Annotated in this window: 20 protein-coding genes and 1 tRNA gene (1 of these 21 only partly in view); 11 read left to right on the top strand and 10 right to left on the bottom strand. The window is 40.2% G+C overall.

The genetic code is table 11. The features are described from left to right. Window positions 1-107: 107 nt before the first annotated feature. Together LVD17_RS02055 and LVD17_RS02050 are read left to right on the top strand one after the other, a co-directional pair. Window positions 108-530, top strand: a complete 423-nt coding sequence (locus LVD17_RS02055) for a DUF4296 domain-containing protein (RefSeq protein ID WP_233764446.1) — start codon at window positions 108-110, stop codon at window positions 528-530. Next, window positions 530-2,917 (top strand): endonuclease MutS2, encoded by a 2,388-nt coding sequence (locus tag LVD17_RS02050; RefSeq protein ID WP_233764445.1) that lies wholly within the window; start codon window positions 530-532, stop codon window positions 2,915-2,917. Before LVD17_RS02055 ends, LVD17_RS02050 begins: the two co-directional genes overlap by 1 nt. A gap of 79 nt (window positions 2,918-2,996) precedes the next feature. On the opposite strand, the gene LVD17_RS02045 is transcribed toward LVD17_RS02050, so the two are convergent. From LVD17_RS02045 to LVD17_RS02020, 6 genes are all read right to left on the bottom strand, one after another. Further along, complete coding sequence (locus LVD17_RS02045; RefSeq protein WP_233764444.1) at window positions 2,997-3,452, bottom strand: hypothetical protein; 456 nt, start codon at window positions 3,450-3,452, stop codon at window positions 2,997-2,999. Between the two features lie 147 nt (window positions 3,453-3,599). Next, window positions 3,600-4,226, bottom strand: coding sequence for an ABC transporter ATP-binding protein (locus tag LVD17_RS02040; RefSeq protein ID WP_233764443.1), 627 nt, complete (start codon window positions 4,224-4,226; stop codon window positions 3,600-3,602). 17 nt (window positions 4,227-4,243) lie between these two features. Next, the gene (lpxA, locus tag LVD17_RS02035) at window positions 4,244-5,023 is read right to left on the bottom strand and encodes an acyl-ACP--UDP-N-acetylglucosamine O-acyltransferase (protein WP_233764442.1); all 780 of its coding nucleotides are present in this window, start codon (window positions 5,021-5,023) and stop codon (window positions 4,244-4,246) included. Further along, a complete protein-coding gene (locus LVD17_RS02030; protein WP_233764440.1) occupies window positions 5,020-6,414 on the bottom strand; it encodes a bifunctional UDP-3-O-[3-hydroxymyristoyl] N-acetylglucosamine deacetylase/3-hydroxyacyl-ACP dehydratase in 1,395 nt (464 codons plus the stop codon). Before LVD17_RS02030 ends, lpxA begins: the two co-directional genes overlap by 4 nt. Then, window positions 6,414-7,472 carry a UDP-3-O-(3-hydroxymyristoyl)glucosamine N-acyltransferase gene (gene lpxD, locus LVD17_RS02025; RefSeq protein ID WP_233764439.1) on the bottom strand — a complete coding sequence of 353 codons (1,059 nt, stop codon included), beginning with the start codon at window positions 7,470-7,472 and terminating at the stop codon, window positions 6,414-6,416. Before lpxD ends, LVD17_RS02030 begins: the two co-directional genes overlap by 1 nt. Before the next feature lie 33 nt (window positions 7,473-7,505). After that, on the bottom strand, window positions 7,506-8,735 hold the full coding sequence (locus tag LVD17_RS02020; protein WP_233764438.1) for an HD domain-containing protein: 1,230 nt from the start codon (window positions 8,733-8,735) through the stop codon (window positions 7,506-7,508). A 181-nt stretch (window positions 8,736-8,916) separates the two neighbouring features. Here LVD17_RS02020 and porX point away from each other — a divergent pair, with 181 nt between their 5' ends. From porX to LVD17_RS01995, 5 genes are all read left to right on the top strand, one after another. Next, window positions 8,917-10,482: a T9SS response regulator signal transducer PorX gene (gene porX / locus LVD17_RS02015; protein ID WP_233764437.1), complete on the top strand. Its 1,566-nt coding sequence runs from the start codon at window positions 8,917-8,919 to the stop codon at window positions 10,480-10,482. Next, window positions 10,472-10,918: a tRNA (adenosine(37)-N6)-threonylcarbamoyltransferase complex ATPase subunit type 1 TsaE gene (tsaE, locus tag LVD17_RS02010; RefSeq protein WP_233764436.1), complete on the top strand. Its 447-nt coding sequence runs from the start codon at window positions 10,472-10,474 to the stop codon at window positions 10,916-10,918. The genes porX and tsaE overlap by 11 nt, the downstream gene beginning before the upstream one ends. Continuing rightward, on the top strand, window positions 10,911-12,137 hold the full coding sequence (locus LVD17_RS02005) for an alanine dehydrogenase (protein WP_233764435.1): 1,227 nt from the start codon (window positions 10,911-10,913) through the stop codon (window positions 12,135-12,137). Before tsaE ends, LVD17_RS02005 begins: the two co-directional genes overlap by 8 nt. Before the next feature lie 234 nt (window positions 12,138-12,371). Next, window positions 12,372-14,090 carry an eCIS core domain-containing protein gene (locus LVD17_RS02000; protein WP_233764434.1) on the top strand — a complete coding sequence of 573 codons (1,719 nt, stop codon included), beginning with the start codon at window positions 12,372-12,374 and terminating at the stop codon, window positions 14,088-14,090. A 357-nt stretch (window positions 14,091-14,447) separates the two neighbouring features. Then, window positions 14,448-16,334: an eCIS core domain-containing protein gene (locus tag LVD17_RS01995; RefSeq protein WP_233764432.1), complete on the top strand. Its 1,887-nt coding sequence runs from the start codon at window positions 14,448-14,450 to the stop codon at window positions 16,332-16,334. Window positions 16,335-16,614: 280 nt separating this feature from the next. Here the strand turns inward: LVD17_RS01995 and clpX are convergent, their stop codons facing one another. The 4 genes from clpX to LVD17_RS01975 form a co-directional block, all read right to left on the bottom strand. After that, complete coding sequence (gene clpX, locus LVD17_RS01990; RefSeq protein WP_233764430.1) at window positions 16,615-17,850, bottom strand: ATP-dependent Clp protease ATP-binding subunit ClpX; 1,236 nt, start codon at window positions 17,848-17,850, stop codon at window positions 16,615-16,617. A gap of 4 nt (window positions 17,851-17,854) precedes the next feature. Then, on the bottom strand, window positions 17,855-18,526 hold the full coding sequence (locus LVD17_RS01985) for a ClpP family protease (RefSeq protein WP_305039603.1): 672 nt from the start codon (window positions 18,524-18,526) through the stop codon (window positions 17,855-17,857). A 132-nt stretch (window positions 18,527-18,658) separates the two neighbouring features. Further along, complete coding sequence (gene tig / locus LVD17_RS01980; protein WP_233764429.1) at window positions 18,659-19,993, bottom strand: trigger factor; 1,335 nt, start codon at window positions 19,991-19,993, stop codon at window positions 18,659-18,661. Between the two features lie 86 nt (window positions 19,994-20,079). Continuing rightward, window positions 20,080-20,161: transfer RNA gene (locus tag LVD17_RS01975), tRNA-Leu, on the bottom strand. 95 nt (window positions 20,162-20,256) lie between these two features. Here LVD17_RS01975 and LVD17_RS01970 point away from each other — a divergent pair. From LVD17_RS01970 to LVD17_RS01955, 4 genes are all read left to right on the top strand, one after another. Continuing rightward, complete coding sequence (locus LVD17_RS01970; protein WP_233767913.1) at window positions 20,257-22,470, top strand: RelA/SpoT family protein; 2,214 nt, start codon at window positions 20,257-20,259, stop codon at window positions 22,468-22,470. Window positions 22,471-22,542: 72 nt separating this feature from the next. Continuing rightward, the gene (locus LVD17_RS01965) at window positions 22,543-23,016 is read left to right on the top strand and encodes a Fur family transcriptional regulator (RefSeq protein ID WP_233764427.1); all 474 of its coding nucleotides are present in this window, start codon (window positions 22,543-22,545) and stop codon (window positions 23,014-23,016) included. Then, entirely contained in the window at window positions 23,013-23,357 is a 345-nt protein-coding gene (locus LVD17_RS01960) for an STAS domain-containing protein (RefSeq protein WP_233764426.1), read from the top strand. Before LVD17_RS01965 ends, LVD17_RS01960 begins: the two co-directional genes overlap by 4 nt. A 5-nt stretch (window positions 23,358-23,362) precedes the next feature. Beyond that, a protein-coding gene (locus tag LVD17_RS01955; protein ID WP_233764424.1) for an adenylosuccinate synthase crosses the window boundary here: on the top strand, window positions 23,363-23,644 show its 5' portion. Its footprint extends 1,008 nt past the window's final position; 282 of the gene's 1,290 nt are visible here — the first part of the coding sequence; the start codon lies at window positions 23,363-23,365; its stop codon lies off the right edge, out of view.

The following is a 23,644-nucleotide window of genomic DNA, read 5'->3' as shown; positions in this document are numbered from 1 at the left end:
AACCCCGATAATAATATGCACGTAAAACCTGCATTGTAATATTAAAATTTTAAAAACAGAAGCTTTTTGTATTGAATAATACATGATGCCCTTATAAAATGGCTCCAATGAAAACGAAAATATTGATAATATGTTATGTCCTGCTAGTGGTAGCATGTTCAAAAGAAGATAAGGTACCAAAAGACCTCTTGCCCAAAGAGAAAATGATACCTCTGCTGATCGATATCTACATCGGAGAAAGCAGGGTGAATAATCTGAGGTTAAGCAGAGACTCTTCCATGGCAATATTTAAAGTGTATGAAGGCGAACTTTTTAACCAGCATCAGGTAACCGACTCAGCTTATCACCGTAGTATGACTTACTATTATAATCACCCCAGGCAACTGGAAGAGATTTACAGCATTTTGCTGGACAGCCTCAACCTACGCGAGCAGCGATTGAAGGAGCAGAGAGAAAAAGAAGAGGTCCGTGATGAGAGAGGCGGGAAAGAGAAAGAAGAGAAAAAAGATACGAAGGAAGAAGGAAAATAATGCTTTACCCAAAAGATATAGAGGCCAAGCTAGGCTTTGATAAAATAAGACTGTTATTAAAGGAAAAATGCCTCTCCAACCTGGGGGCAGGTATTGTTGACAAGATAGCCCTGGGCAATAACCCGGACCACATCAGAAAGCTGCTCTTGCAAACAGAGGAGTTTATGAAGATACTGGTGGCGAGCGAACCATTTCCCTCAAATTATTTTCTTGATGTTTCATCGGCCCTTGAGAGATCTAAAACCGAAGGAATGTTTCTTTTGGAAGAGGAGTTTCTGAACATCAACAGGTCGTTGCAGACGATCCTGTCTTGCGACCGGTTTTTGCGTAAGCGTTCGCAGGAGTTTCCACAGCTACATATGCTCACCGGTATGGTGCAGTTTGATGAAAGTATATGCAAAAAAATCAGTGAAAAGATTGATGAAAATGGCTATGTGAAGGATTCGGCAAGTGAGAAGCTGGCTGAAGTGAGACAACAACTGAAGTCTAAGCATGCCCAGGTCAGGAGGACACTCAATAGTATTTATAAAAATGCTGTTAAAGACGGCTATGTGCCGGAAGGAGCTTCCATGACTATCAGGGATGGGAGAATGGTAATACCTATTATTGCTGAATATAAAAGAAGGATAAAAGGTTTTGTGCACGACGAGTCATCGACAGGACAAACAGTTTTTTTGGAACCTGCGGAGGTGTTGGAGGGGAACAATGAAATAAGAGAACTTGAAAGTGCCGAAAAGCGGGAAGTTATTCGAATTCTGACTGCGCTTACCGACCTTTTGCGGGAGAACCTTGAAGATATCAGAAAGGCATATCAATTCTTATCTTTGATCGACTTCATTAGGGCAAAGGCACGCTTAGCTATTGAGATGCAGGCCCTGATGCCGGAGGTTAACAATGACAGGAACATGAAATGGAGAAAGGCGCGGCACCCGTTATTGTTCCTTGCCTATGAAAAAACAGGTCGAAAAGTAGTGCCTTTGGATATCGGTTTGGAAGACGGGCAAAGGGTGATCATCATTTCAGGGCCAAATGCAGGAGGTAAATCTGTTTGTCTTAAAACAGTTGGATTAATCCAGTATATGTTACAAAGTGGCTTACTGGTGCCGTTAGGTGAAGGGTCAGTGGCAGGAATATTTGAAAACATTTTTATAGACATAGGGGATGAGCAGTCCATTGAAAATGACCTGAGTACTTATAGCTCCCACCTGACCAATATGAGGTTCTTTTTGAAGCATACGGATAGAAAGACACTTTGCCTCATAGATGAATTTGGTACAGGTACTGACCCCCATTTTGGAGGAGCTATAGCCGAAGCTATACTTGACAAACTTGTAGAGGAACAAAGTAATGGTGTTATTACTACACACTATAGCAATATAAAGCACTATGCAGGTCAGAAGGAAGGCGTAGCGAATGGTGCTATGAAGTTTGATATGCAAAACCTGGAGCCATTATATGAACTTGAAATTGGTAAACCCGGTAGCTCCTTTTCATTGGAGATTGCTAAGAAAATAGGTTTACCGCCCCAGATCATTGAATATGCCAGAGGTGTGGCCGGAAGCAAATCCATGAATGTGGACGACCTTATCCTTAAGCTGGAGCGACAAGAACAGGAAATTATTCGTAGGGAAAGGGAAGCACGGGAGACAGAGCAGTTTGTTAAGAATCTCAAAAACAAGTATGACCAGCTTTATAATCAGTTAGAAAATCGGAAAAAGGAAATTATTGATTCTGCAAAGAAAGAGGCCGCTCAAATATTATCAAGTACCAACAAGGAGATAGAGAAAACAATAAGGCATATCCGTGAAAATAAAGCGGAGAAAAAAGAAACTAAAAGGGTAAGAGAAAGATTAGGTCAGTTGAAGGAACGGGTGAGTCCGGAGGAAATTATTGAAGAGCACATGAAGCTTAAGGTAATTCCCGGAAAGGTAGAAGTAGGAGACCATGTGAGAATTACTGATAAGGATGTAGTGGGTGAAGTACTTGATATCAGGGGTAAAGATGCAGAGGTGTTGGTGGGCGACCTGAAGACTATGGTTAAGATCAAACGGCTGGAGAAAATTTCGAAGGGTATGGCAAAGCAGGCTAAGAAAAATCCGGCAAGGAGCTCATCAGGAATGAACCTGAACCAGAAGCTTGCTGAGTTCAGCTCTACGTTAGATGTAAGAGGGAAACGGGCTGAAGAGGTTTTGGGGCTTGTTGACAAGTTTATTGATGATGCCCTACTTTTCAATATGCCGGAGATCAGGATACTACATGGTAAGGGCAATGGTGTGTTACGTGACCTGATCAGGAACTACTTGAAGGATTCGGGATTAGTGGCCTCAATTAATGATGAACATGTGGAAAGAGGTGGGGCAGGTATTAGCGTAATTGAGTTAAAATAGTATCCGGAGTATGGATCAATCATAAAAAAGCGACCTTTGAATTTCAAAGGTCGCTTTTTTATGATTATAAAGTTCTTTCTTACTGTTTTGAGAAAGTAAATGTCCAGCTTCCGTTTACACTGTTAGTTCTTGTGTTGTCAAAACCATTACCGCTATAAGTAAATGATACGGTTAGTGTTGATCCGTCAGCAGCTATAGAGTATGTAGCAGCTATATTAGCATCTGAAGGGTTAATAACTATACTGCTTTTTACATTAGTACCAAAAACAAAATCTGAGGCTTCAGGCATTGGGAGCAGATCAGGTCCACCTGCTGTTGAGTAGGTTAATTCCTTATTGATGGTAAGGGTAAAACCGTCATAGTCTTGCCTGTCTTGAACACCGTCATTAACAGTAGTGGCAACCCAAGTTCCCGCTAATGCTTCTAATTGTTGCTCCTCTTCCGAAAGTCCTGGATCATCATCTTTTTTACAACCTATTGTTGTTAATACCACTAGCAGAATAACTGCACTAAATAAGTAGGTTAGATTTTTCATTAATACTAAGTTTACAATACTAAAATTATGAGTTTGAAAGATAAAAATTTTTTATTTTGTTATTCAAACATCCGGCTAAAATAATGAATATTTTGATAATATTATTCCAATTTTGGATAAATATATACAGGTAAAGAATGGTAACCCCTAATACTTATATTTCAGCATATCAATGTATTGCATACAAAATTCCTCGTATTCATATTCTTGATTTGATGCAATAAGAATAGTGGCATTAGTCTTCCTTAATTGTCTCATCCTTTCCTGGTACCAGTCAGTACCCTGCCTATCCAGGTTCGAAGTCGGTTCATCAAGCAATACAAGGTCACTTTCGGTGTAAAAGGAAAGTGCAAGTTTTAGCCTCTGCTTCATACCGGATGAAAAATTTTTGATGTATTTATTTCTTGCGCCCAATAAAAGGCAGCTTTCCATGATCTTGTCAATGGTAAAGCCCTCTCTCATCTTTCTGAATTTGAAGTGAAAATCAAGATGTTCTTTAAGGGTAAACTCCTCAATAAGCTCCATGTAAGGTGTTGCAATAGAAATATGCTGAAATACCTCTTCCTGAGCTATCAGTCCGCCTTGGCCCTTATATATTATATTACCTGCGGAAGGCAGGTGATATCCTGATATAATTTGTAATAATGTGGACTTTCCACTGCCGTTTGAACCTGTCAGCGCGTAGCTTTCCCCGGTTTTCAGTTCGTAGCTAAGTCCCTTGAATATCCACTCTTTATTATATCTCTTTGCCAGATTTTGAAGGGATACATCCATACGGGACCTGATTAGCTTTAATAAGAATAACCTTTCATTACGCCGCGATCGGAGCTTCTTATAAAGTTAATGATTTCGTCACGTTCTTTTGAAGGTGCAAGCTCCAGTTCTACCAGATCAAGAGCCTTGGAGTTATTTAAACCTTTAAGGAAAACGTATCTGTATATCTCCTGAATTTCATTTATTTTTTCGGAAGAAAAACCTCTGCGTCTCAGGCCAATTGAATTGATACCGCAGTACGTAAGTGGTTCTCTTGCCGCTTTGGTGTATGGAGGTACATCTTTTCTTACTAATGATCCACCAGAAAGCATGGTGTGAGCGCCCACTTTAACAAACTGATGGATGGCGCTTGAGCCCCCTATAATAGCGTAGTCATTCACAGTGACATGCCCTGCAATTTGTACCGCATTGGCAATAATGCAGTTGTTGCCAATGATGCAGTCATGGGCCACGTGAACGTAAGCCATGAGCAGGCAATTACTGCCTATTTCAGTTTTGTCTCTGTCATCGGTACCCCGGCTGATTGTTACATATTCCCGGATGACCGTATTGTCGCCAATGAAAGTTTCTGTTTCCTCACCCTTGTATTTGAGATCCTGCGGTACAGCTGAGATTGAGGCTCCGGGAAAAATCTTAACATTCTTTCCAATTCGGGCACCTTCAAATATGGTCACATTCGGCCCAATCCATGTCCCCTCATCTATAGTTACATTCTTATGGATGGTAGAAAATGGTTCAATAACTACATTTCTGGCAATTTTAGCCTGAGGATGAATATATGCTAATGGTTGGTTCATGAGTCTTTCCTTACTATGCTGGCGGTCATCGTTCCTTCACATACCAGCGTGTTTCCTACAAATGCCCTTCCGGTCATTTTTGCTATTCCCCTTTTAATCGGTGCCAGCAGATCACACTTTATTACCAGCGTGTCTCCGGGGAGCACCATTTTTCTAAATCTGAAGTTCTCTATTCCCAGGAAGTAAGTCCAGTAATTTTCAGGGTCGGGAACTGTGTTAAGAACCAGGATACCGCCTATCTGAGCCATAGCTTCTACCTGTAAAACTCCAGGCATGACAGGGTTGCCAGGGAAGTGTCCCATGAAAAAGTGCTCGTTCAAGGTTACATTTTTAACTCCGGATACGCTTTCCTCATCTAAATGTATGATTTTATCTATGAGTAGAAAAGGGTATCTGTGGGGCAGTATGTTTGATATCTGATTGATATCTAATACAGGAGGTAAACTCGGGTTATACTTTGGAGCATTTTGTTTGGCAGAAGTCTCCATTGCCCGTTTTAATTTTTTTGCAAATGCCACATTGGCCGCATGACCTGGGCGTGCAGCAAGTATCTGGGCTTTTATAGGCTTACCCGCAAGAGCAAGATCGCCCATCACATCAAGTAACTTGTGTCTTGCAGGCTCGTTGCGGTACCTTAATTCAACATTGTTGAGTATACCCTCTTTTTTAACTTCTACTTTTGGTTTGTTAAAAAGAGAAGCGAGGCTTTCGAGTTCCTCTTCCTTTACCACACGATCAACAACAACTATGGCGTTATTCAAATCACCACCTTTTATCAGGTTGTGTTTATGTAGCATTTCCAGTTCATGCAGGAAGCAGAAAGTCCTGCAGGAGGCTATTTCTTTTTCAAACTGACTGATATCGGTTAGCGAAGCATGTTGGCTTCCCAGTACGGGGGAGTTATAATCAATCATAACTGTTACCCTGTAGTCATCAAGTGGAAGAGCCGCTATTTCGACATCTCTTGCAGGTTCTCTGTAAAATATGCTGTCCTGAACCTCATAAAAATCCCGAAGGGCATTTTGCTCTTCTGTGCCTGCTTCATTAAGAATATCAACAAACTGTTTTGAACTACCATCCATAATAGGAGGTTCGGGGCCATCAAGCTGGATAAGTACGTTATCAATTTGAAGGCCTACCAAAGCGGCTAAGGTATGTTCAACTGTGCTTATCCGTGCACCACTTTGCTCTATAGTAGTTCCCCTTGAGAGATCTACCACATTATCAACGTCTGCGTCTACCACCGGCTGACCTTCGAGGTCAATCCTCTGAAACTTTATACCATGTCCCGGTTTAGCCGGAAGAAAGGTCATATTTGTTTCCACGCCGGTATGCAAACCCACTCCGGAAAGTGTCACGGATTTTTTTATAGTGTGTTGTTTGATATTCATTACTGCTTTTCCTGAAATGTCGGCAAATTTAGTACTTTTTCTTCAAGTTGCTTCAATTTGGCATTTAAATCGGGGAGATTTTTAAATGCAGCATACGAGCGGTAGAAATCTTTCACATCAAAGGCGGGGCTGCCCATGAGTTTGGCATTCTCTTCCTTAATTGATTTTCCCAGGCCTGCCTTGGCGCCAATAGAGGTTTTATTAGCCAGTACAATATGACCGGCGATCCCAACCTGTCCGGCGATAACACAATTTTCACCAATGATGGTAGAGCCGCTTACGCCGGATTGTGCTGCAATCACCGTGTTCTTGCCAATTTCAACATTATGGGCGATCTGAATAAGATTATCCAGTTTGACCCCACTGTGGATTCTCGTGGAGTCTCCATGGAAAGTAGCACAATCTATAACCGTATTAGCCCCGATATCTACATTGTCGCCTACTATTACATTGCCCATTTGAGGGATGGTTTTGTATGTACCATCGTCCTGGGGGGCAAAGCCGAAGCCATCACTTCCTATTACCACACCCGAGTGCAATACACAGTTGTTGCCAATGATTGTATTGGCATAAAGTTTTACTCCTGAATTTACTATAGTATTATCCCCGACAGTTACATTGTCCCCGATGTAAGCATGTGGGTATATTTTCACATTATTGCCGATTTTTACATTGTTGCCAATGTATGAAAAGGCACCGCGATAAACATCTTCGCCAATTTGACTGTCTTTGCCTATATAACAGGGCTCTTCGATACCTGATTTTTGAAAGCTGATAAATTTGTGGTACTCTTCAAGAAGTACTGTAAATGATGAGTACGGGTCGTCAACAAGAATTAAAGTAGTATCGACCGGTTTCCTGGGGTCAAAATCTTTATCTACTATTACAGCACTCGCACGGGTGCTATAGAGGTGGTTCTCGTATTTAAGGTTAGAGAGAAATGATATCTGGCCTTTTTTTGCTTCCTGAATCTTGGCCAGCATATTAATCTTCAATTCTCCATCACCTTTTACTTCACCACCTAAAAGTGATGCTATTTGATTAACGGTAAATTCCATTAAAACTGCGCAGAATGGGTTCAATTTATATTTTCACAAAGATACATTTTTGGGGCAGCATAGATAGTATTTTTTAACAATTTTGCTGATAGCCTTGATATTAGGTAAATCCACGGCTTCCGCAATGTCTATTACTTTCCCTTTTTTTGTTAAGATATTGATAGACTGTCCTTCGGCTATGTATGCTTTATTTGTTACTTCACCATAAGCAAAAAAGTAACGCGCATCTGCCCGCACAATGTTATAACTCTCGGCAATTTTATTTCGCAGGATTTTGAGCTCGTTTTTGCTTAGGGGGTCATTGCTAAGTTTTATCTTATATAGCTGACGGTTAAGTAGCTGGGTGCTTAAAGAGCTTAGGATCTTGTCGCTATGGTGCTGCCATACTTTTATAGCGCCCCATATGTCATAGTCATCAAGCATGCCATAGGTGGCGATGAGCGTGTCGTTTTGCTGAAAATCCTCCAGAGTCTTTTGGTCTGTCAGAAATACTTTTAGCGCCTCACTGGCGAAGATCTCGTGGCCGCCAAGGGAGAGGTCCTTGGCTCTTATAATCAGGTTGACAAGCATTTTTTCTGCACTTACAGAAGCCTTATGGAGATAAACCTGCCAATACATAAGGCGCCTTGCGTTGAGGAAGTTCTCGATGCTGTATAATCCCTTTTCCTCAATCACGATCTGGTCATCCACAACGTTAAGCATGCTGATGATCCTGTCCAGTCCTATAGCGCCTTCAGAAACGCCGGTAAAAAAGCTGTCACGCTTTAAGTAATCAAGCCGGTCCATGTCCAGCTGGCTGGATACCAGTTGATGCAGGAACCGTTTTTTATAGGTATTTTGAAATATTTTTAAACTCAACTCAAGTTTGTTATTAAATTTGGAATTGAGATACTTCATTAGTAAATAGGACAGGCTTTCATGCCTTATTCCCTGAAGAAGGCTAAACTCAAGAGCATGGGAAAAAGGACCATGGCCAATATCGTGAAGTAAAATGGCTATCTGAGCAGCCTCATATTCATCATCGGAGATGTCTATACCTTTACTTCGCAGATTATCCAGTGCGCGTGTCATAAGGTGCATGGCGCCTATGGCATGGTGAAAGCGCGTGTGTAGGGCACCCGGATAAATCAGGTCAGTAAGGCCCAACTGTTTGATCCGCCTTAGTCTTTGAAAAACCGGATGCTCGATGATATCGAAAATCAGGTCGCTTTTTATATTGATGAAGCCATATACGGGATCGTTGAAAATTTTTCTTTTGTTCAATCTATTCTGCGATTATTCCGTTACGAGTTAAAAGAAATTATTGCTTTTCGGCACCTGCTTCCAGGCCGGGGTCAAAAATAGGCAATAGGAAATTATAGATTCATTAAAATAAAGAAAAACAAGAGGAGTTGTTAACAAGTTAAGTTAATGTTCAAGAACTAATTATCAGGAGAAAACAAGTATGCAGAGATACAACATTTTATGGGCAGATGACGAAATAGACCTTCTTAAGCCGCATATTCTTTTTTTAGAAAACAAAGGGTATGACATTACCCCTGTAAATAGTGGAGCGGATGCTCTGGAGCTATGTGAGGAAAAGCACTTTGATGTGGTTTTTCTTGATGAGAATATGCCTGGAATGTCAGGATTAGAAACACTGACCCAGATTAAATCTTTGCGCCCCAACTTACCCGTGGTGATGATCACTAAAAGTGAAGAGGAACTGATCATGGAGGAAGCCATCGGAGCCAAAATAGCCGATTACCTGATCAAGCCGCTTAACCCGAGCCAGATATTGCTGTCGGTGAAAAAGATCCTTGAAAATAAGAGGCTGATTACCGAAAAAACAAACCTGTCCTACCAGCAGGAATTCCGCAACATCAGCATGGCTTTTAACGAAGACCTCAGCCACAGAGAGTGGGCAGAGATATACAAGAAGCTAACATATTGGGAACTAGAGATTGATGATACGGAGAATAAAAGTATGGCCGAGGTGCTTAATATGCAAAAGGATGAGGCCAATAATCAATTTGCAAGATTTGTGAATGAAAACTATGAAGATTGGCTGAACGATGCCAACGCTGAAAAACCTTTGCTTTCCCATCAGTTGATGAAAAAGAAAGTTTTTCCGCATTTAGGGCAGGGTAAGCCGGTTTTCTTTTTGGTGGTTGACAATCTCAGGTATGATCAGTGGAAAGTTATTGAACCCGCTGTACAGGAGCTCTTTACTATAGAGGAAGAAGATACTTATTATTCGATACTTCCAACTACTACAGCATACTCCCGCAATGCTATCTTTTCGGGTATGTTACCCCTGGAAATGTCACAAAAGCATAAGGACCTATGGGTTGGTGAAGATGAGGAAGAAGGGAAAAACAATCATGAGGACCAATTCCTTGAAAAGCAGATCAGAAGAAATAACCTCAATATTAAATTCAGTTACACCAAAATCAAACAGATCACTGAAGGCAAACAGCTTGTAGACAATGTACGCAATCTGATGAATAATGATCTGAACGTGATCGTTTACAATTTTGTAGACATGCTGTCGCATGCACGCACTGATATGGTAATGATCCGCGAGCTGGCCCCTGATGAGTCTGCCTACAGATCCATTACCAGGTCATGGATAGAACATTCACCTCTAATAGAAGCGCTGAGGTTAATAGCCGAAGCCGGAGGTAAGCTCATCATTACCACTGACCATGGTACAATTCGCGTAAAGCGTCCTTTTAAAATAGTAGGTGACAGAAATACTAACACTAATCTCAGGTATAAACAGGGTAAAAACCTGGGGTATGACAATGCCGATAAAATAATGGAAGCCTTTAAGCCCGAGCGTCTTCATTTGCCAAAGATTAATGTTTCTTCAACCTATGTATTTGCTACAGAGGATCAATTTTTTGCCTATCCCAATAACTATAACTATTATGTAAATTATTACAAGGATACTTTTCAGCATGGTGGAGTGTCAATGGAGGAAATGATTATTCCAATAATTTCATTAAATTCGAAATATGGTAGATAGTACTTTGCCACGACTTCAGTTGAAATGTGATGGTTTGGAACAGTTGAGCGAAGTGGCCAGGCGCATTATTTCTTTTGGAGAAGGCTATAGTGTATGGCTCTTTGAAGGACAGATGGGAGCGGGGAAAACCACCCTGATAAAAGCAATTTGTGAAGCTTTTAAAGTTGAAGATAATGTTAATAGTCCTACGTTCTCCATTGTAAACGAATATCAGAATGAAAAAGGAGAAGTGTTTTATCATTTTGATTTCTATAGAATAAAGGATGAAGAAGAAGCAATGGACATTGGTGCCGAAGAGTATTTCTACTCAGGCGATCAGTGTTTTGTGGAGTGGCCTTCCAAGGTTGAAGGTTTACTTCCTGATAGAATATTGAAAATTGAAATTACTATTATAGATCCCGTAAAGCGATTAATAGATTTGGCCAGGTATGACTAAGAAAGAAAAATCAGGCTTCGCGCAGTTAGCACAAGAGTCCAGCCTATACCCACAGGAAAAATTAATGCCGGTAAAAAGAAGTAAATATTCTTTTTTTATTGGTCTTCCCAATGAAATATCACTCCAGGAAAAGCGAATTACCCTTACGCCTGATTCAGTAGCGTTATTGGTAAATAACGGACATGAGGTTTGGGTGGAGACCAAGGCTGGAGAAGGTTCGAAATTTTCTGATAAAGAATATAGCGAGGCGGGTGCAAAGATTGTTTACTCGGCAGAAGAGGTATACAAAGCCAATATTATTTTAAAGATAGAACCCCCTACGCTGGAGGAAATAGATATGATGAAGCCCAGGCAGGGTTTGATCTCGGCCGTTCAAATGGGGAGCCAGACGCCTGATTATTTCAAAGCATTGAATAAAAAGAATATCACGGCCCTTGCCTTTGAATTTATAGAGGATAAGGTCGGAGGCTTTCCTATTATAAGGGCAATGAGTGAAATAGCAGGGAATACCGTGATGTCTATTGCCGCAGAGTATTTAAGCAGCTCAAATGGCGGAAAAGGTGTAATCGTAGGAGGGATTACCGGTGTGCCGCCTACAAAGGTGGTGATCATAGGGGCAGGTACCGTGGCGGAGTATGCGGCACGCGCAGCAATAGGTCTGGGAGCCGAAGTACAGGTTTTTGATAACCATATTTATAAGCTCAGAAGAATAAAACATACCCTGGGCCAACAGATATACACTTCCACGATTGATACAGTTACACTTGCGGAATGCTTGAAAAATGCTGATATAGTAATTGGTGCACTGAGGGTGGAAAAAGGTCGTGCGCGTTATGTGGTAACCGAAGAAATGGTCGCAGATATGAAAGCAGACTCAGTTATTATCGACCTTTCCATAGATCAGGGAGGGTGTGTAGAAACTTCAGAACTAACCAATCTTAAGCAACCAATTTTCAGAAAGTATGACGTTATCCATTATTGCGTGGCCAATATTGCCTCGAGGGTTGCATATACTGCTACCACGGCACTGAGCAATATATTTACACCTACAATTTTAAGGGCAGCAGAAGAGGGTGGTATCGAGGAGATGATCTTTGCTCATAAGTGGTTTATGAATGGCGTTTATACCTATAAAGGAAGCCTTACCAACGAGCCTATTGCCAGAAAGTTCGGCTTGAAACACAAGGATTTGAGTTTGTTGATGGCGGCCAGGTTTTAAGAAGAATAAAAATTAATTCATCTATAATGGGAAGTATTTTGAAAATAATTTGCTTCGATAGTGTGATTAAAACTGAATGTGCAATCCCTTTTTTACCTGATTAATAAAGTGTTAGTCTGAATTTAGTCTAGTTGTCGTTATTTAATAAGAATTTGGCGGTTAGAAAAAGGCAACCAAACCTGACGGTCTGATCGTTGAGGGCATATGTAATATTTGTCCAAAACCAACTATAAGATGAATGATCAACTAACGGGCTCAAAAGGTGGGAATTCATCAGTAAACAGGTTGAACCAAAATAGCAGTAGTCTTGATTTCAAATTTGGAAGTAATCTTGATGTGAAAAACCAGTTTACTGATAACGTAAATCCGGTCACCCATTTGGCCACCCGGCAGAACTCCTCCCAAAATCAATCTTCAAAAACAACAAACAATACCGGACTTCCTGATACTTTGAAATCAGGAGTTGAGGGTTTGTCCGGGCATTCAATGGATGACGTAAAGGTGCATTACAACTCCAGTAAGCCTGCTCAGCTTCAGGCCTTAGCTTATGCTCAGGGTACGGACATCCATGTAGGACCGGGACAGGAGCAGCATCTTCCCCATGAAGCATGGCATGTGGTACAGCAGAAGCAAGGGAGGGTGCGGGCCAATAAACAGCTCAAAGGAAAGGGTGTCGGTATTAACGATGACAGCAATCTGGAAAGGGAGGCGGATGTTATGGGAGCTAAAGCGTTACAATCAGAAGGCAAAGGATCAGCAACGCAGCTAAAATCTGCCAATCCTACGAATAATGTGGTACAGGGAAAGTTTGGTTTTGAATTGGAGCTGACCATAGCAGTAGAAGCCAAACAAGGCAGTAAGTATCAAGATCCGAAATTAGCTAATGGTAATATACACTTGGGAGAAACTGAAAATATGGCATTGCATGTAGACCATCAGGAAAGTAAGGCGGTAATAGGTGATGGGGTAGTGGATAATAGCATGTATGATACAGGTGGAGCCCCAATTATTGAGGTCGTTACAAAACCGCTGGACGAATTCGGAGATAACATTGATAGTGAAATTGGTACCCTGGCGACTGATCTGAATAACTTACAAAGCGGGTTGATGGCGGCCAGGGGGCAGAGAAAGCCACTTAAGGATATAATGCCGCAGGCTAAAGATAAATTGGTAGTTGGAGGGAAAAAAAAGGGAAGGCAAAATACCAACTCTTACACCCATGCTACGTACGGTGTTAAGCTTTCTCAGGTGCCACAAGTTTTTACTAATCATGCTGAGGAAATGCTGCGACAAAGAGGTGATAATTCGCAAGCGGCGGAACGTGCGGGCAATTTGACCAAGGCTGTTGCGGCGGCAACAGAAGTGTCTGACTGGATATTTAATGAGTATAAAGATAAGACTTCCGGATTATTTAGGTGGAAGAAGCTAAATATCTGGGATATACACACTCAGGAAGATATGGATAATATTAAAGGTGTTCTAACCCTGCTGGCAAATTATATGATTACTTACACTCGGGTTAAAGGTAAACTAATGAAAAACCACGTTGGGGTATTCTTTTACAAGTCTAACCTCTCGAAACTGATTAGTGGACTTTCTGAGAAACAAAGGAACCTTTTGAATAAAAAAAATGATGGTATTGCGAAAAAGCTTATAGAAAAATGTGTGGAACAGCGCAAAGATACGCTAGATAGCAACGTAGACTGGAAGGGATGGGTTAAAGAGGTAATTAAAGGGAAAAATGACAGGATATTGAATAAAGCCAAAAATGGATACAGCCCCGAACTGGGACCTGATGACCTGGGGCCGGGAAGTAATAAAGAGAAAGGCGTAGTCATGGAAAACCGATACATTGCTGAACTATTACAAGGATACGGCAAAAAAATACCCCCTAACAATTGGCGTGACATGATCATGTCGGTGAAGGATTATCTGAAAAATTATAATGGGTAATTCGTAGGTTAACGACTAGTATAAAATGAAATAACATAAAATATATATAACCAGCTGGTACTCCGATTGATATGCCATTACTTCTGAATGATCAAGATTTTTGTGATGTAATTTGTTTGGTAATTTCTTATCTTAAGATTGACTTCATCGGTTTCTAGTAGGCTTTAATTGATCCGTATTTGACAGTAAGGCGGCATATAGTGGTTATTTCAGGATCTAATATTTTCGGTTTTGGTAAGTGACTAAGACGATTAATTAGAAGGGGCGGAATTGGAGCTGAAAACTAAGGTTACGGTTTTCGGTGGGTAAAGACAAGCAAACCAGATGATTTTAGTCATTGTCCAAAACAGCTATGATATGAATGATCAACTAACAGGTTCAAAAGATGGTAAGTCTTCTGTAAATAGGTTGAACCAAAACAGCAGCAGTCTTGACTCCAGATTCGGAGGCCGCTTTAATACACAAAGTAAGTTTGTTGATAACGTAAACCCAGTTTCTCAGTTTGCCGCTCAGCAGACTTTTTCTCATAATCAGTCAAGTGAGAATAATGGTGCTATCAACCAACCCTCCAAAGCCGAGAACGAAACGGGGCTACCAGACAATCTGAAGTCAGGCATTGAGGGACTCTCAGGATATTCATTGGATGATGTAAAAGTGCATTATAATTCTTCCAAGCCAGCACAAATGCAGGCTCATGCATATGCGCAAGGTACAGATATCCATGTTGGGCCTGGGCAAGAGCAACACCTTCCCCATGAGGCCTGGCATGTGGTGCAGCAAAAGCAGGGGAGAGTGAAGCCCACCATGCAGATGAAAAGCGGCTTAATAATCAATAATGATGAAGGTTTGGAAAAAGAAGCTGACGAGATGGGGGATAGAAGTCTGCAATTAAAGTCTGCAAATGCTTCGCCACCTTCAGATGTAACATCCGGAATTTTTGCTAGCATTAGTCATGGCGTTGCGCAGATGAAATGGGTAGATAGTGGCGATCCTGTGTTGACATGGGACCAGCTTATTGATGGGGTGCAGTGGTTTTACATTAAAGAATCCGGAAAAATGTACTATAAAATAGTAAAGCCTGACGCAATTAAACTGGGCAACATTGATGATTATGAGGCCCTTGAGAATCAGGAAAGAGATTATCAATTCTGGAAAGAAAACAGTGTGGTAAGTTTTGATATCACTGAACATCTTGATTCCAGTGTAATTACTCCAGAAGAGGTAGAGGAGTATGAACAGAAGGAGACCACGGGTATGGAAGCTCTGGATAAGGGTGAATATTTAGGTGCGGCCAAGGAGTTGGAAAATGAATGGGGGCAAAAAGATACAAACCAGCGAGCGATGAAGATTATGGAAGCGGTCAACGCTGCATTGACTCAGGTAGGTGTGCCTCCAATTACATATACCTTGAAGAGAAAAGATGAAGACTCCTATGGGCAGTTTAGTGAAAAGGAGTGGAGTATGGAGCTTAATGAGCTTATGTTTGAAAAAGAAGCCATAGATAGAGATACCATGGCTCAGATTGCTGATACTGTATTTCACGAAGCACGTCATGGAGAGCAATTCTTTCGTATAGCCCGCATGTTGGCGGCATTCGGGCTTAACAAACAAGAGATACTAGCGAAGATGGTGATGAACGGGGAGCATGTGAATCAAAACATTGTGCAAATAGCACTAACTAAGCCCATGGCACTTCCAAAGGATGGTTTAACAACCGAGCTTTTAGAGACTATGCATTGGTACGAAAGTTTATATGGTAAGAAATCTAAGTTGAGGGTGCACACTATCCGAACCATGAAAGAAATGAAGCTCCTATGTTTTCAGTTAAATGCGCAGTTTTCTATAATTAAAAATGAAATGCAAGGCCTGAAATTTGATATGAGTATGTTGCCCATGGATAAAGAGATGGAGCAGGAGGAGGTCAAGGAAAAATATAGGCCTGTAAAGAAGAAATTTGATGAAATGGGGGATGTGGAGAGTGAGGAGAGAACACAATTGAAATTGCAAAAAGAGAGGTTGGAGCAGGATTACAGAGATATCTTGGTCAAGTATAAGCAACTTGCTAGTCAAATATTTGAAAAGCAGAAGATCAACGTAGAACAGCAAAAAATAACTAAACAAAAAATGGATGAGGCTTTTCAGGCATTTGAGAAATGGCACGATCTCTATGAAAAGCTACCGGAGGAGCTGGATGCCTGGAGAGTGGGCGGTAGTATTCAAGAGGGTTATAAATTACTTCTTTAGATGATGCTTAGTGAATTCAGGTATATGACGGATACTATAGCCAAAATCGATAGAATAGTTGAATCTGAGCCACATGAAAAAGCAATTATTTGTGTGAATGGCCAAACTCTAACAATCCGTACAAATAGGCACTGTCCAAAAAAAGGTGTTAGTTAAGTAGTGGTTAGACAAATTATGCCCCTTTTTTCATATAAAATTAAGAACTGATTAAGAATAATTCCCCAATCCCGGATAGGATAAAAGGCCATCTTAAGATGGCCTTTTATCTTTTATCTTTTAGCTACGCCACTTTAAGTTTACTATATTTTGACTTACTGAACTTCTCTTCAGCGTAGGACCTGTTTATAATTAGCTTATCTACTTTGTCGTCAGATGGCAATTCAAACATTGCATCGTTAACAATAGCTTCGCATATCGACCTTAAACCTCTTGCTCCGAGCTTGTAGTCGAGAGCTTTTTCTACTATAAAATCGAGCGCACCATCCTTAAACTCAATGGTAATATCCTCCATTTCAAATAACTTTTTATACTGCTTGATAAGTGCATTTTTTGGCTCAGTCAGTATCTTTCTCAAAGCTTCTTTATCCAATGGATTAAGATATGTTAGCACCGGCATCCTGCCAATCAGCTCCGGGATCAAACCAAAGCTTTTAAGATCCTGGGCAGTTACATACTGAAGCAGGTTATCATTTTCCACATCCAGGGGTTTAATTGCATCTTCCGCGGAAGCAAAGCCCATTGGTCGTGTATTGATTCTCTTGGCAATATTTCTTGAAATACCATCAAAAGCACCACCACAGATAAAAAGTATATTTTCTGTATTTACAGAAATCATTTTTTGATCCGGATGTTTTCTTCCGCCTTGAGGAGGAACATTTACCGTAGTCCCTTCTAAGAGCTTCAGGAGGGCCTGTTGCACACCCTCTCCACTTACGTCCCTTGTAATGGATGGATTGTCAGATTTCCTTGCAATTTTATCAAGCTCATCGATGTATACTATTCCTCTTTCAGCGGCTTCTGTATCATAGTCTGCTGCCTGAAGCAGCCTGGTTAGTATACTCTCTACATCTTCACCAACATAACCGGCTTCGGTAAGCACTGTAGCGTCAGCTATGCAAAAAGGTACCTGAAGAATTTTGGCAAGGGTTCGTGCCAGATACGTCTTTCCTGTTCCTGTTTCACCAACCATGATGATATTTGATTTTTCAATAGTAATATCATCGTCAGACTTCTTCTGCATCAGTCTTTTATAATGGTTGTATACGGCCACTGAGATCACCTTTTTGGCTTCGTCTTGCCCGATAACAAATTCGTCAAGGAACTTCTTCATCTCCTTTGGCTTCACCAGATTAAAGCTAGGTGCGCCATCTCCACTCGTGTTTGATTTTTTCTCTTCCGAAAGGATTTGATTCGCCTGGGTAATACATTTATCACAAATGTGCGCATGTATCCCTGATATCATTAGATCTACATCCTTTTTATTCCTTCCACAAAAAGAGCAAGTTACTTCTGCCATTATATTATTTTTTTCTGATCAGGACCTCGTCAATCAGACCATAGTCTTTGGCCTCCTGGGCTCTCATCCAATAGTCTCTATCCGAATCCTGTTCTATTTTTTCATATTTTTGACTGGTATGTTTAGCAAGAATTTCATACAGATCTTTTCTTAATTCCTGCATCTGCTTTAAGGTAATCTCCATATCCCTGGATTGCCCTTGCATTCCGCCACTAGGCTGGTGTATCATGATTCTTGAGTGAGGCAAAGCAGCCCTCTTACCTTTATCTCCGGAAGCCATTAGTACAGCTGCCATAGAAGCAGCCATACCGGTACAGATAGTTGCGACCTCTGGATTAACATATTGCATAGTGTCATAGATGCCCAAACCGGCATATACGGAACCTCCCGGACTATTAATATACATAATAATATCCTTTTTAGGGTCACTTGACTCCAGGAAAAGTAACTGGGCAGTAATAATGTTGGCGATTTGATCATCAACACCCATTCCCAGGAATATAATTCGATCGGAAATTAATCTGGTAAACACATCAATAGCCCGGAAATTTCCAGGTCGTTCTTCTATGACATACTGGGTCATGTTTTGAATTGCTTTTGAGTAGTCGTCAAAAGTGGTACCGCTGATACCTTGATCTTTTACTGCAAATTTTCGGAATTCTTCTTTATTTATCATTTCAGTAAATTTTCTTATTCTTTTAAGTATTACTTTACACTCAATTATAACAAGAAATTGCAAGAATTGTCTACTAATACAAAAAAAAGCCCAAGTAACCCAGGGCTTTCATTTAACTATCAAAAACTTAGATTAGTTCGCTACAATTTTCTTAAACTCCTCCACATCAACAGTCTTACTGTTGAGTGTAATTTGTTCTTTGATGAACTGGAGAATTTTCTCATCTCTCACCTCTCCAAATACTCGCATATAGTTTTGGCCGTTTTCGCCTTTTAGATAGTTGTCAGCGAAAGAATCAAGATGATCTTTTAACTGTTCTGCAGCGCCCGAACCTCCTAATTGCTGAAGGATCATTGACTTTGCTTTATCTACTACCTCGGCATTCTCAACTTTGATCTCATTGTCTTCAGCAACTTTGCTTTTTATTAGATCCCATTTTAGAGATTTCACATATTCATCAAACTCCCTGTCAACATCTTCTTTGGTAACTTTTCCTTCATTAGACCTTAAAAGCCAATCTTTAAGAAACGCTTCAGGAATCTCAATCTTGGTTTTGTCAACCAAATGATCTTTTATGCTTTGGTCAAGGTAGTACTCGGTTTCTCTTTTGTAATTTCCCTCTACGGTTTCTTTTACCTTCTGAGTAAACTCTTCTTCATTCTTAACTACATCTTTTCCGAATACCTTGTCAAAAAGTTCCTGATTCAACTCGGCAGGTATAGAGCGGTTGATATTTTTAACAGTTAACTGGAACTTGCCCTTTATCTCTTTGGCTTTGTCATGTCCCACATCTAGTAGGTGAGCGATGGTATGATGATCCTTAACTGTTTTTTCTATATCAAACTCTACAACTTCACCTGGCTTTACACCCGTAAACATTTTATGTGCTTTTTTGTCAAGATCCTCCCAACTAAGAAGCCCTTCGTTTGAAAGATCTCCATCGATTTGCCTGATTTCTCCGTAGAATGCATCTCCAGCTTCGCTTATATCAGGATTAGAAGTTGTGCCAAATTGTTTTTTTACGTTATCAATCGTTTCATTTAGAGTCTTCTTATCAATCTCTATCGTGTATGAGTTAACTTTCTGCTTTTTAGATAGATCATAAGAAAATTTATCCACCATACCGATGGCATAGTTAAACTCAAAATCTTTTTGATTGTCCCAATCAATTTTTGCAGCTTCTTCCATGTTGGGGAGAGGCTCACCAATAAGCTGGATATCTTCTTTCTTTATATAATCAGAAAGAGATCTGGAAAGAATGTTATTAATTTCTTCCACGACAATGGACTTGCCATACATTTTCTTCACCAAACCCGGAGGAACTTTACCAGGTCGAAAGCCTTTAATGTTCGCTTTTTTAGCGTACTCCTTTACTTTTTCTTCTACATTAGGTTGATAATCACTTTCCTTTAATGTAACTTTAATAGAGGCTTCCGTTGAGCTTTTTTTGTCTAATGTGATATCCAAAGCTGTTAATTTTAATAGTGAATAATAAATAAAAACCCTCAATCACGAATTTATAAACTTATCGGGACCGAGGGTTGTTTTTTTAGTGCGGATGGAGGGACTCGAACCCCCATGCCCGGAGGCGCTAGATCCTAAGTCTAGTGCGTCTACCAATTTCGCCACATCCGCTTATTGTAAAATGGAGTGCAAATGTAAAAATTATTTTTTATACTGCAAATGTTTTTCAGGAGATTTTAAAAATTTATTTGAGCGAGATTTTTTATATGATTGCAATTGATGTTGAGGAAGAAAATAAGGAGATAGTTCGAAAATACAGACAGTTATTAAGGCGAGCTAAACCATTTCTAAAAGAAGGTGATTCCAGGTTGATCAGAAAGGCATTTAATACATCCATGGAAGCACATCACGGGATGAGGCGCAAGTCAGGGGAACCTTATATATTTCATCCGTTGGCTGTAGCTAAAATTTGTGTGGATGAAATTGGGTTAGGCACCACTTCAATAGTAGCAGCCCTCCTTCATGATGTCGTTGAAGATACTGAATGGACTATTCAGGACATTGAACGTGATTTTGGGAAGAAAATTTCCCGTATTATCGATGGGTTAACCAAGATATCAGGGGTATTTGAACATGGGAGTTCGCAGCAGGCAGAAAACTTTCGAAAAATGTTGCTGACCCTTTCTGAGGACGTTAGGGTCATTTTGGTTAAGCTGGCAGACAGACTGCACAATATGCGCACATTGGACAGTATGCCCGTGAATAAGCAATATAAAATTGCATCTGAAACTATATTCTTGTATGCCCCATTGGCTCATAGACTGGGCTTATATGCCATCAAATCAGAGATGGAGGATTTATATTTGCGCTATACAGAAAATGAGGTTTATGCAGAGATAGTTAAGAAAGTTGACATTACCAGGGATGTTCGGAACAGGTTCATTAAGAGTTTTATTCGCCCACTGCAAAAAGAGCTTAATGAGCATGGATTTGAATACGTGATAAAGGGACGACCAAAGTCTATCTACTCCATCTGGAATAAAATGAAGAAGCAGAATATCCCGGTAGAAGAGGTATATGATCTGTTTGCTATCAGAATAATTGTGGATACTTCCCTGGAAAATGAGAAGGCTATGTGCTGGTTGGTCTATTCCATTGTAACCGACTATTATAAGCCAAACCCTGATCGACTACGGGATTGGATCAGCACTCCAAAAGCCAATGGCTATGAATCTCTCCATACTACCGTTATGGCCAAAAACGGCCAGTGGGTAGAGGTGCAGATACGCTCAAAACGCATGGATGAAATTGCTGAGAAGGGATACGCAGCGCACTGGAAATATAAGGACAACGTTAACAACAGCGAGTCGGGATTAGAGCAATGGATTGGCAAAGTCAGAGATATGCTCGAACAAAATGATTCCAGCGCCTTGGAATTTGTTGATGATTTCAGGGGGAATCTTTTTAACGAAGAGGTCTTTGTTTTTACACCAAAGGGAGATTTGAAAACACTTCCACATGGGGCTACAGCCCTTGACTTTGCATTTGATATTCACACTGAAATAGGAGCAAGATGCATAGGGGCCAAGGTCAATCAGAAACTGGTGCCAATTAATTATACCCTAAAAAATGGGGATCAGGTGGAGATATTGACATCCGGCAAACAAAAACCGAATGAAGACTGGTTGCGCTTTGTAGTGTCATCAAAGGCTAAGGCTAAAATTAAGGATGAACTTAAGGAAGGCAAAAAGTTTATTGCTGAAGAGGGTAAGGAAATAGCCCTCAGAAAACTTAAACAATTAAAGATAGAGCCTAATAATGAAACCTTTGACCGACTTAGAGCTTACTTTAATGTAAATACCCAGTTCGATTTATTCTTTAAAGTAGGTCAGGGTATAATTGATACTAAAGACTTAAAAGGCTTTAAAGACTTTAAGCCTGCAACTCCAATTAAGAATAGGCCTGCCACTAATATTTCCGATGCTAAGAGCTTTGAAAAGGAAATAGTAAAGTTGAAATCTAACGACATACTCCTTATTGGCGAAGACATGGATGTGGTCGATTACAAATTATCAAAGTGCTGTAACCCTATCCCTGGAGATAATGTTTTTGGGTACGTTACTGTTAATGAAGGCATCAAAGTCCACAGGACCACCTGCCCTAACGCTCCTGAGTTATTATCAAATCATGGACACCGTGTGGTTAAAGCAAAATGGGCATCTCAGCATGCGGCATCTTTCCTGTCTGGCTTGAAAATTATAGGAACGGATCGGGTCGGGCTTATTAATGATGTCACTTCAATTATTTCCGATGAATTGAAGGTGAACATGAGGTCAATGTCTATTGATACAGATTCAGGAATATTTGAAGGGGAAATCATGCTCTATGTTAATGATACCAGACATCTTGATTTATTGATTACAAAGCTTGAAAAGGTAGAAGGTGTTGTCAAAGTTTCGCGCTTTGATTACAATGAATAACCTAATCAATGGGCGGACTCTTTTTTGTTGAAAGAAATTATATATTTGCATTCCCATAGAGTAATTCAATAAATGGCACTTAACGAGAAAGTTTACGAGGAAGTAAAGAAGATTTTCACTGCATACCTTGAGAATAAAGGGTTGAGAAAAACACCGGAGCGATACGCCATATTGGAAGAAATATATTCTCGCGATGGCCATTTTGATGTAGAGTCTCTTTACATCAGCATGAAAAATAAAAATTATCGGGTTAGCAGAGCTACAGTGTACAATACACTGGATTTACTTGTTGAATGTGATCTTGTAAGCAAACATCAATTTGGCCGGAACCTCGCGCAATATGAAAAATCATATGGATATAAACAGCACGACCATTTGATTTGCACGGAATGCCACAAGGTAGTGGAGTTTTGCGATCCGAGAATTCATAATATTCAGACCATGGTTGGGGAACTGTTAAATTTTGAAATTTTACATCACTCCCTGAATTTATATGGAATATGTGGGGATTGTCGTGTTAAACTACAAAACCAGAAATCAGAATGAAATTTAAGCATCAGTTAAAGAACGATGTGCTTATTTTGAGCATGCAAGGAGATTTGATTGGCGAAGATAGCGGTTTGGATTTAATCGCTATGGTGAACGATCAGACCCAACAAGGTATAAAACTATGTGTTATTGACATATCCGGTTTGCGGTACATTAACAGTAGTGGCATTGGGGTATTAATTACTATCCTCACCAAATTCAGAAATAAAGGAGGAGAAGTTTGTTTGTTGAACCCTTCTGAAAGTGTTCAGAAACTATTAATCATTACTAAATTAAATGCAATATTCAATATCACCGATACCGAAGAAGAAGCATTTGAAATATTGAAAAACGCCTGATTTTTATGCGAAGTAAAGTGGATGTTTTATTGGGGCTCCAATGGGGAGATGAAGGAAAGGGAAAAATAGTTGATTTCCTTGCTCCAAAATATAATGTTGTTGCCAGGTTTCAGGGAGGTCCTAATGCTGGTCATACTCTTGAATTTGATGGAATCAAACATGTGCTCCATCAGATACCATCAGGCATTTTTAGAAATGATATCATAAATATTATAGGGAATGGTGTAGTACTTGACCCTGTTATATTTAAGAAAGAGGTAGAGGCACTGGATAAATATAATCTCGAT

Source organism: Fulvivirga ulvae, assembly GCF_021389975.1.
Classification (GTDB): domain Bacteria; phylum Bacteroidota; class Bacteroidia; order Cytophagales; family Cyclobacteriaceae; genus Fulvivirga; species Fulvivirga ulvae.
Note: the sequence above shows the minus strand (reverse complement) of the source record. Positions and strands in the feature narration are given on the sequence as shown.

Bases quoted from the DNA above. Each gene is read 5' to 3' on its own strand.
- LVD17_RS02055 (WP_233764446.1), top strand. From the start codon at position 108: ATGAAAACGAAAATATTGATAATATGTTATGTCCTGCTAGTGGTAGCA.
- LVD17_RS02050 (WP_233764445.1), top strand. From the start codon at position 530: ATGCTTTACCCAAAAGATATAGAGGCCAAGCTAGGCTTTGATAAAATA.
- LVD17_RS02045 (WP_233764444.1), bottom strand. From the start codon at position 3,452: ATGAAAAATCTAACCTACTTATTTAGTGCAGTTATTCTGCTAGTGGTA.
- LVD17_RS02040 (WP_233764443.1), bottom strand. From the start codon at position 4,226: ATGGATGTATCCCTTCAAAATCTGGCAAAGAGATATAATAAAGAGTGG.
- lpxA (WP_233764442.1), bottom strand. From the start codon at position 5,023: ATGAACCAACCATTAGCATATATTCATCCTCAGGCTAAAATTGCCAGA.
- LVD17_RS02030 (WP_233764440.1), bottom strand. From the start codon at position 6,414: ATGAATATCAAACAACACACTATAAAAAAATCCGTGACACTTTCCGGA.
- lpxD (WP_233764439.1), bottom strand. From the start codon at position 7,472: ATGGAATTTACCGTTAATCAAATAGCATCACTTTTAGGTGGTGAAGTA.
- porX (WP_233764437.1), top strand. From the start codon at position 8,917: ATGCAGAGATACAACATTTTATGGGCAGATGACGAAATAGACCTTCTT.
- tsaE (WP_233764436.1), top strand. From the start codon at position 10,472: ATGGTAGATAGTACTTTGCCACGACTTCAGTTGAAATGTGATGGTTTG.
- LVD17_RS02005 (WP_233764435.1), top strand. From the start codon at position 10,911: ATGACTAAGAAAGAAAAATCAGGCTTCGCGCAGTTAGCACAAGAGTCC.
- LVD17_RS02000 (WP_233764434.1), top strand. From the start codon at position 12,372: ATGAATGATCAACTAACGGGCTCAAAAGGTGGGAATTCATCAGTAAAC.
- LVD17_RS01995 (WP_233764432.1), top strand. From the start codon at position 14,448: ATGAATGATCAACTAACAGGTTCAAAAGATGGTAAGTCTTCTGTAAAT.
- clpX (WP_233764430.1), bottom strand. From the start codon at position 17,850: ATGGCAGAAGTAACTTGCTCTTTTTGTGGAAGGAATAAAAAGGATGTA.
- LVD17_RS01985 (WP_305039603.1), bottom strand. From the start codon at position 18,526: ATGATAAATAAAGAAGAATTCCGAAAATTTGCAGTAAAAGATCAAGGT.
- LVD17_RS01970 (WP_233767913.1), top strand. From the start codon at position 20,257: ATGATTGCAATTGATGTTGAGGAAGAAAATAAGGAGATAGTTCGAAAA.
- LVD17_RS01965 (WP_233764427.1), top strand. From the start codon at position 22,543: ATGGCACTTAACGAGAAAGTTTACGAGGAAGTAAAGAAGATTTTCACT.
- LVD17_RS01960 (WP_233764426.1), top strand. From the start codon at position 23,013: ATGAAATTTAAGCATCAGTTAAAGAACGATGTGCTTATTTTGAGCATG.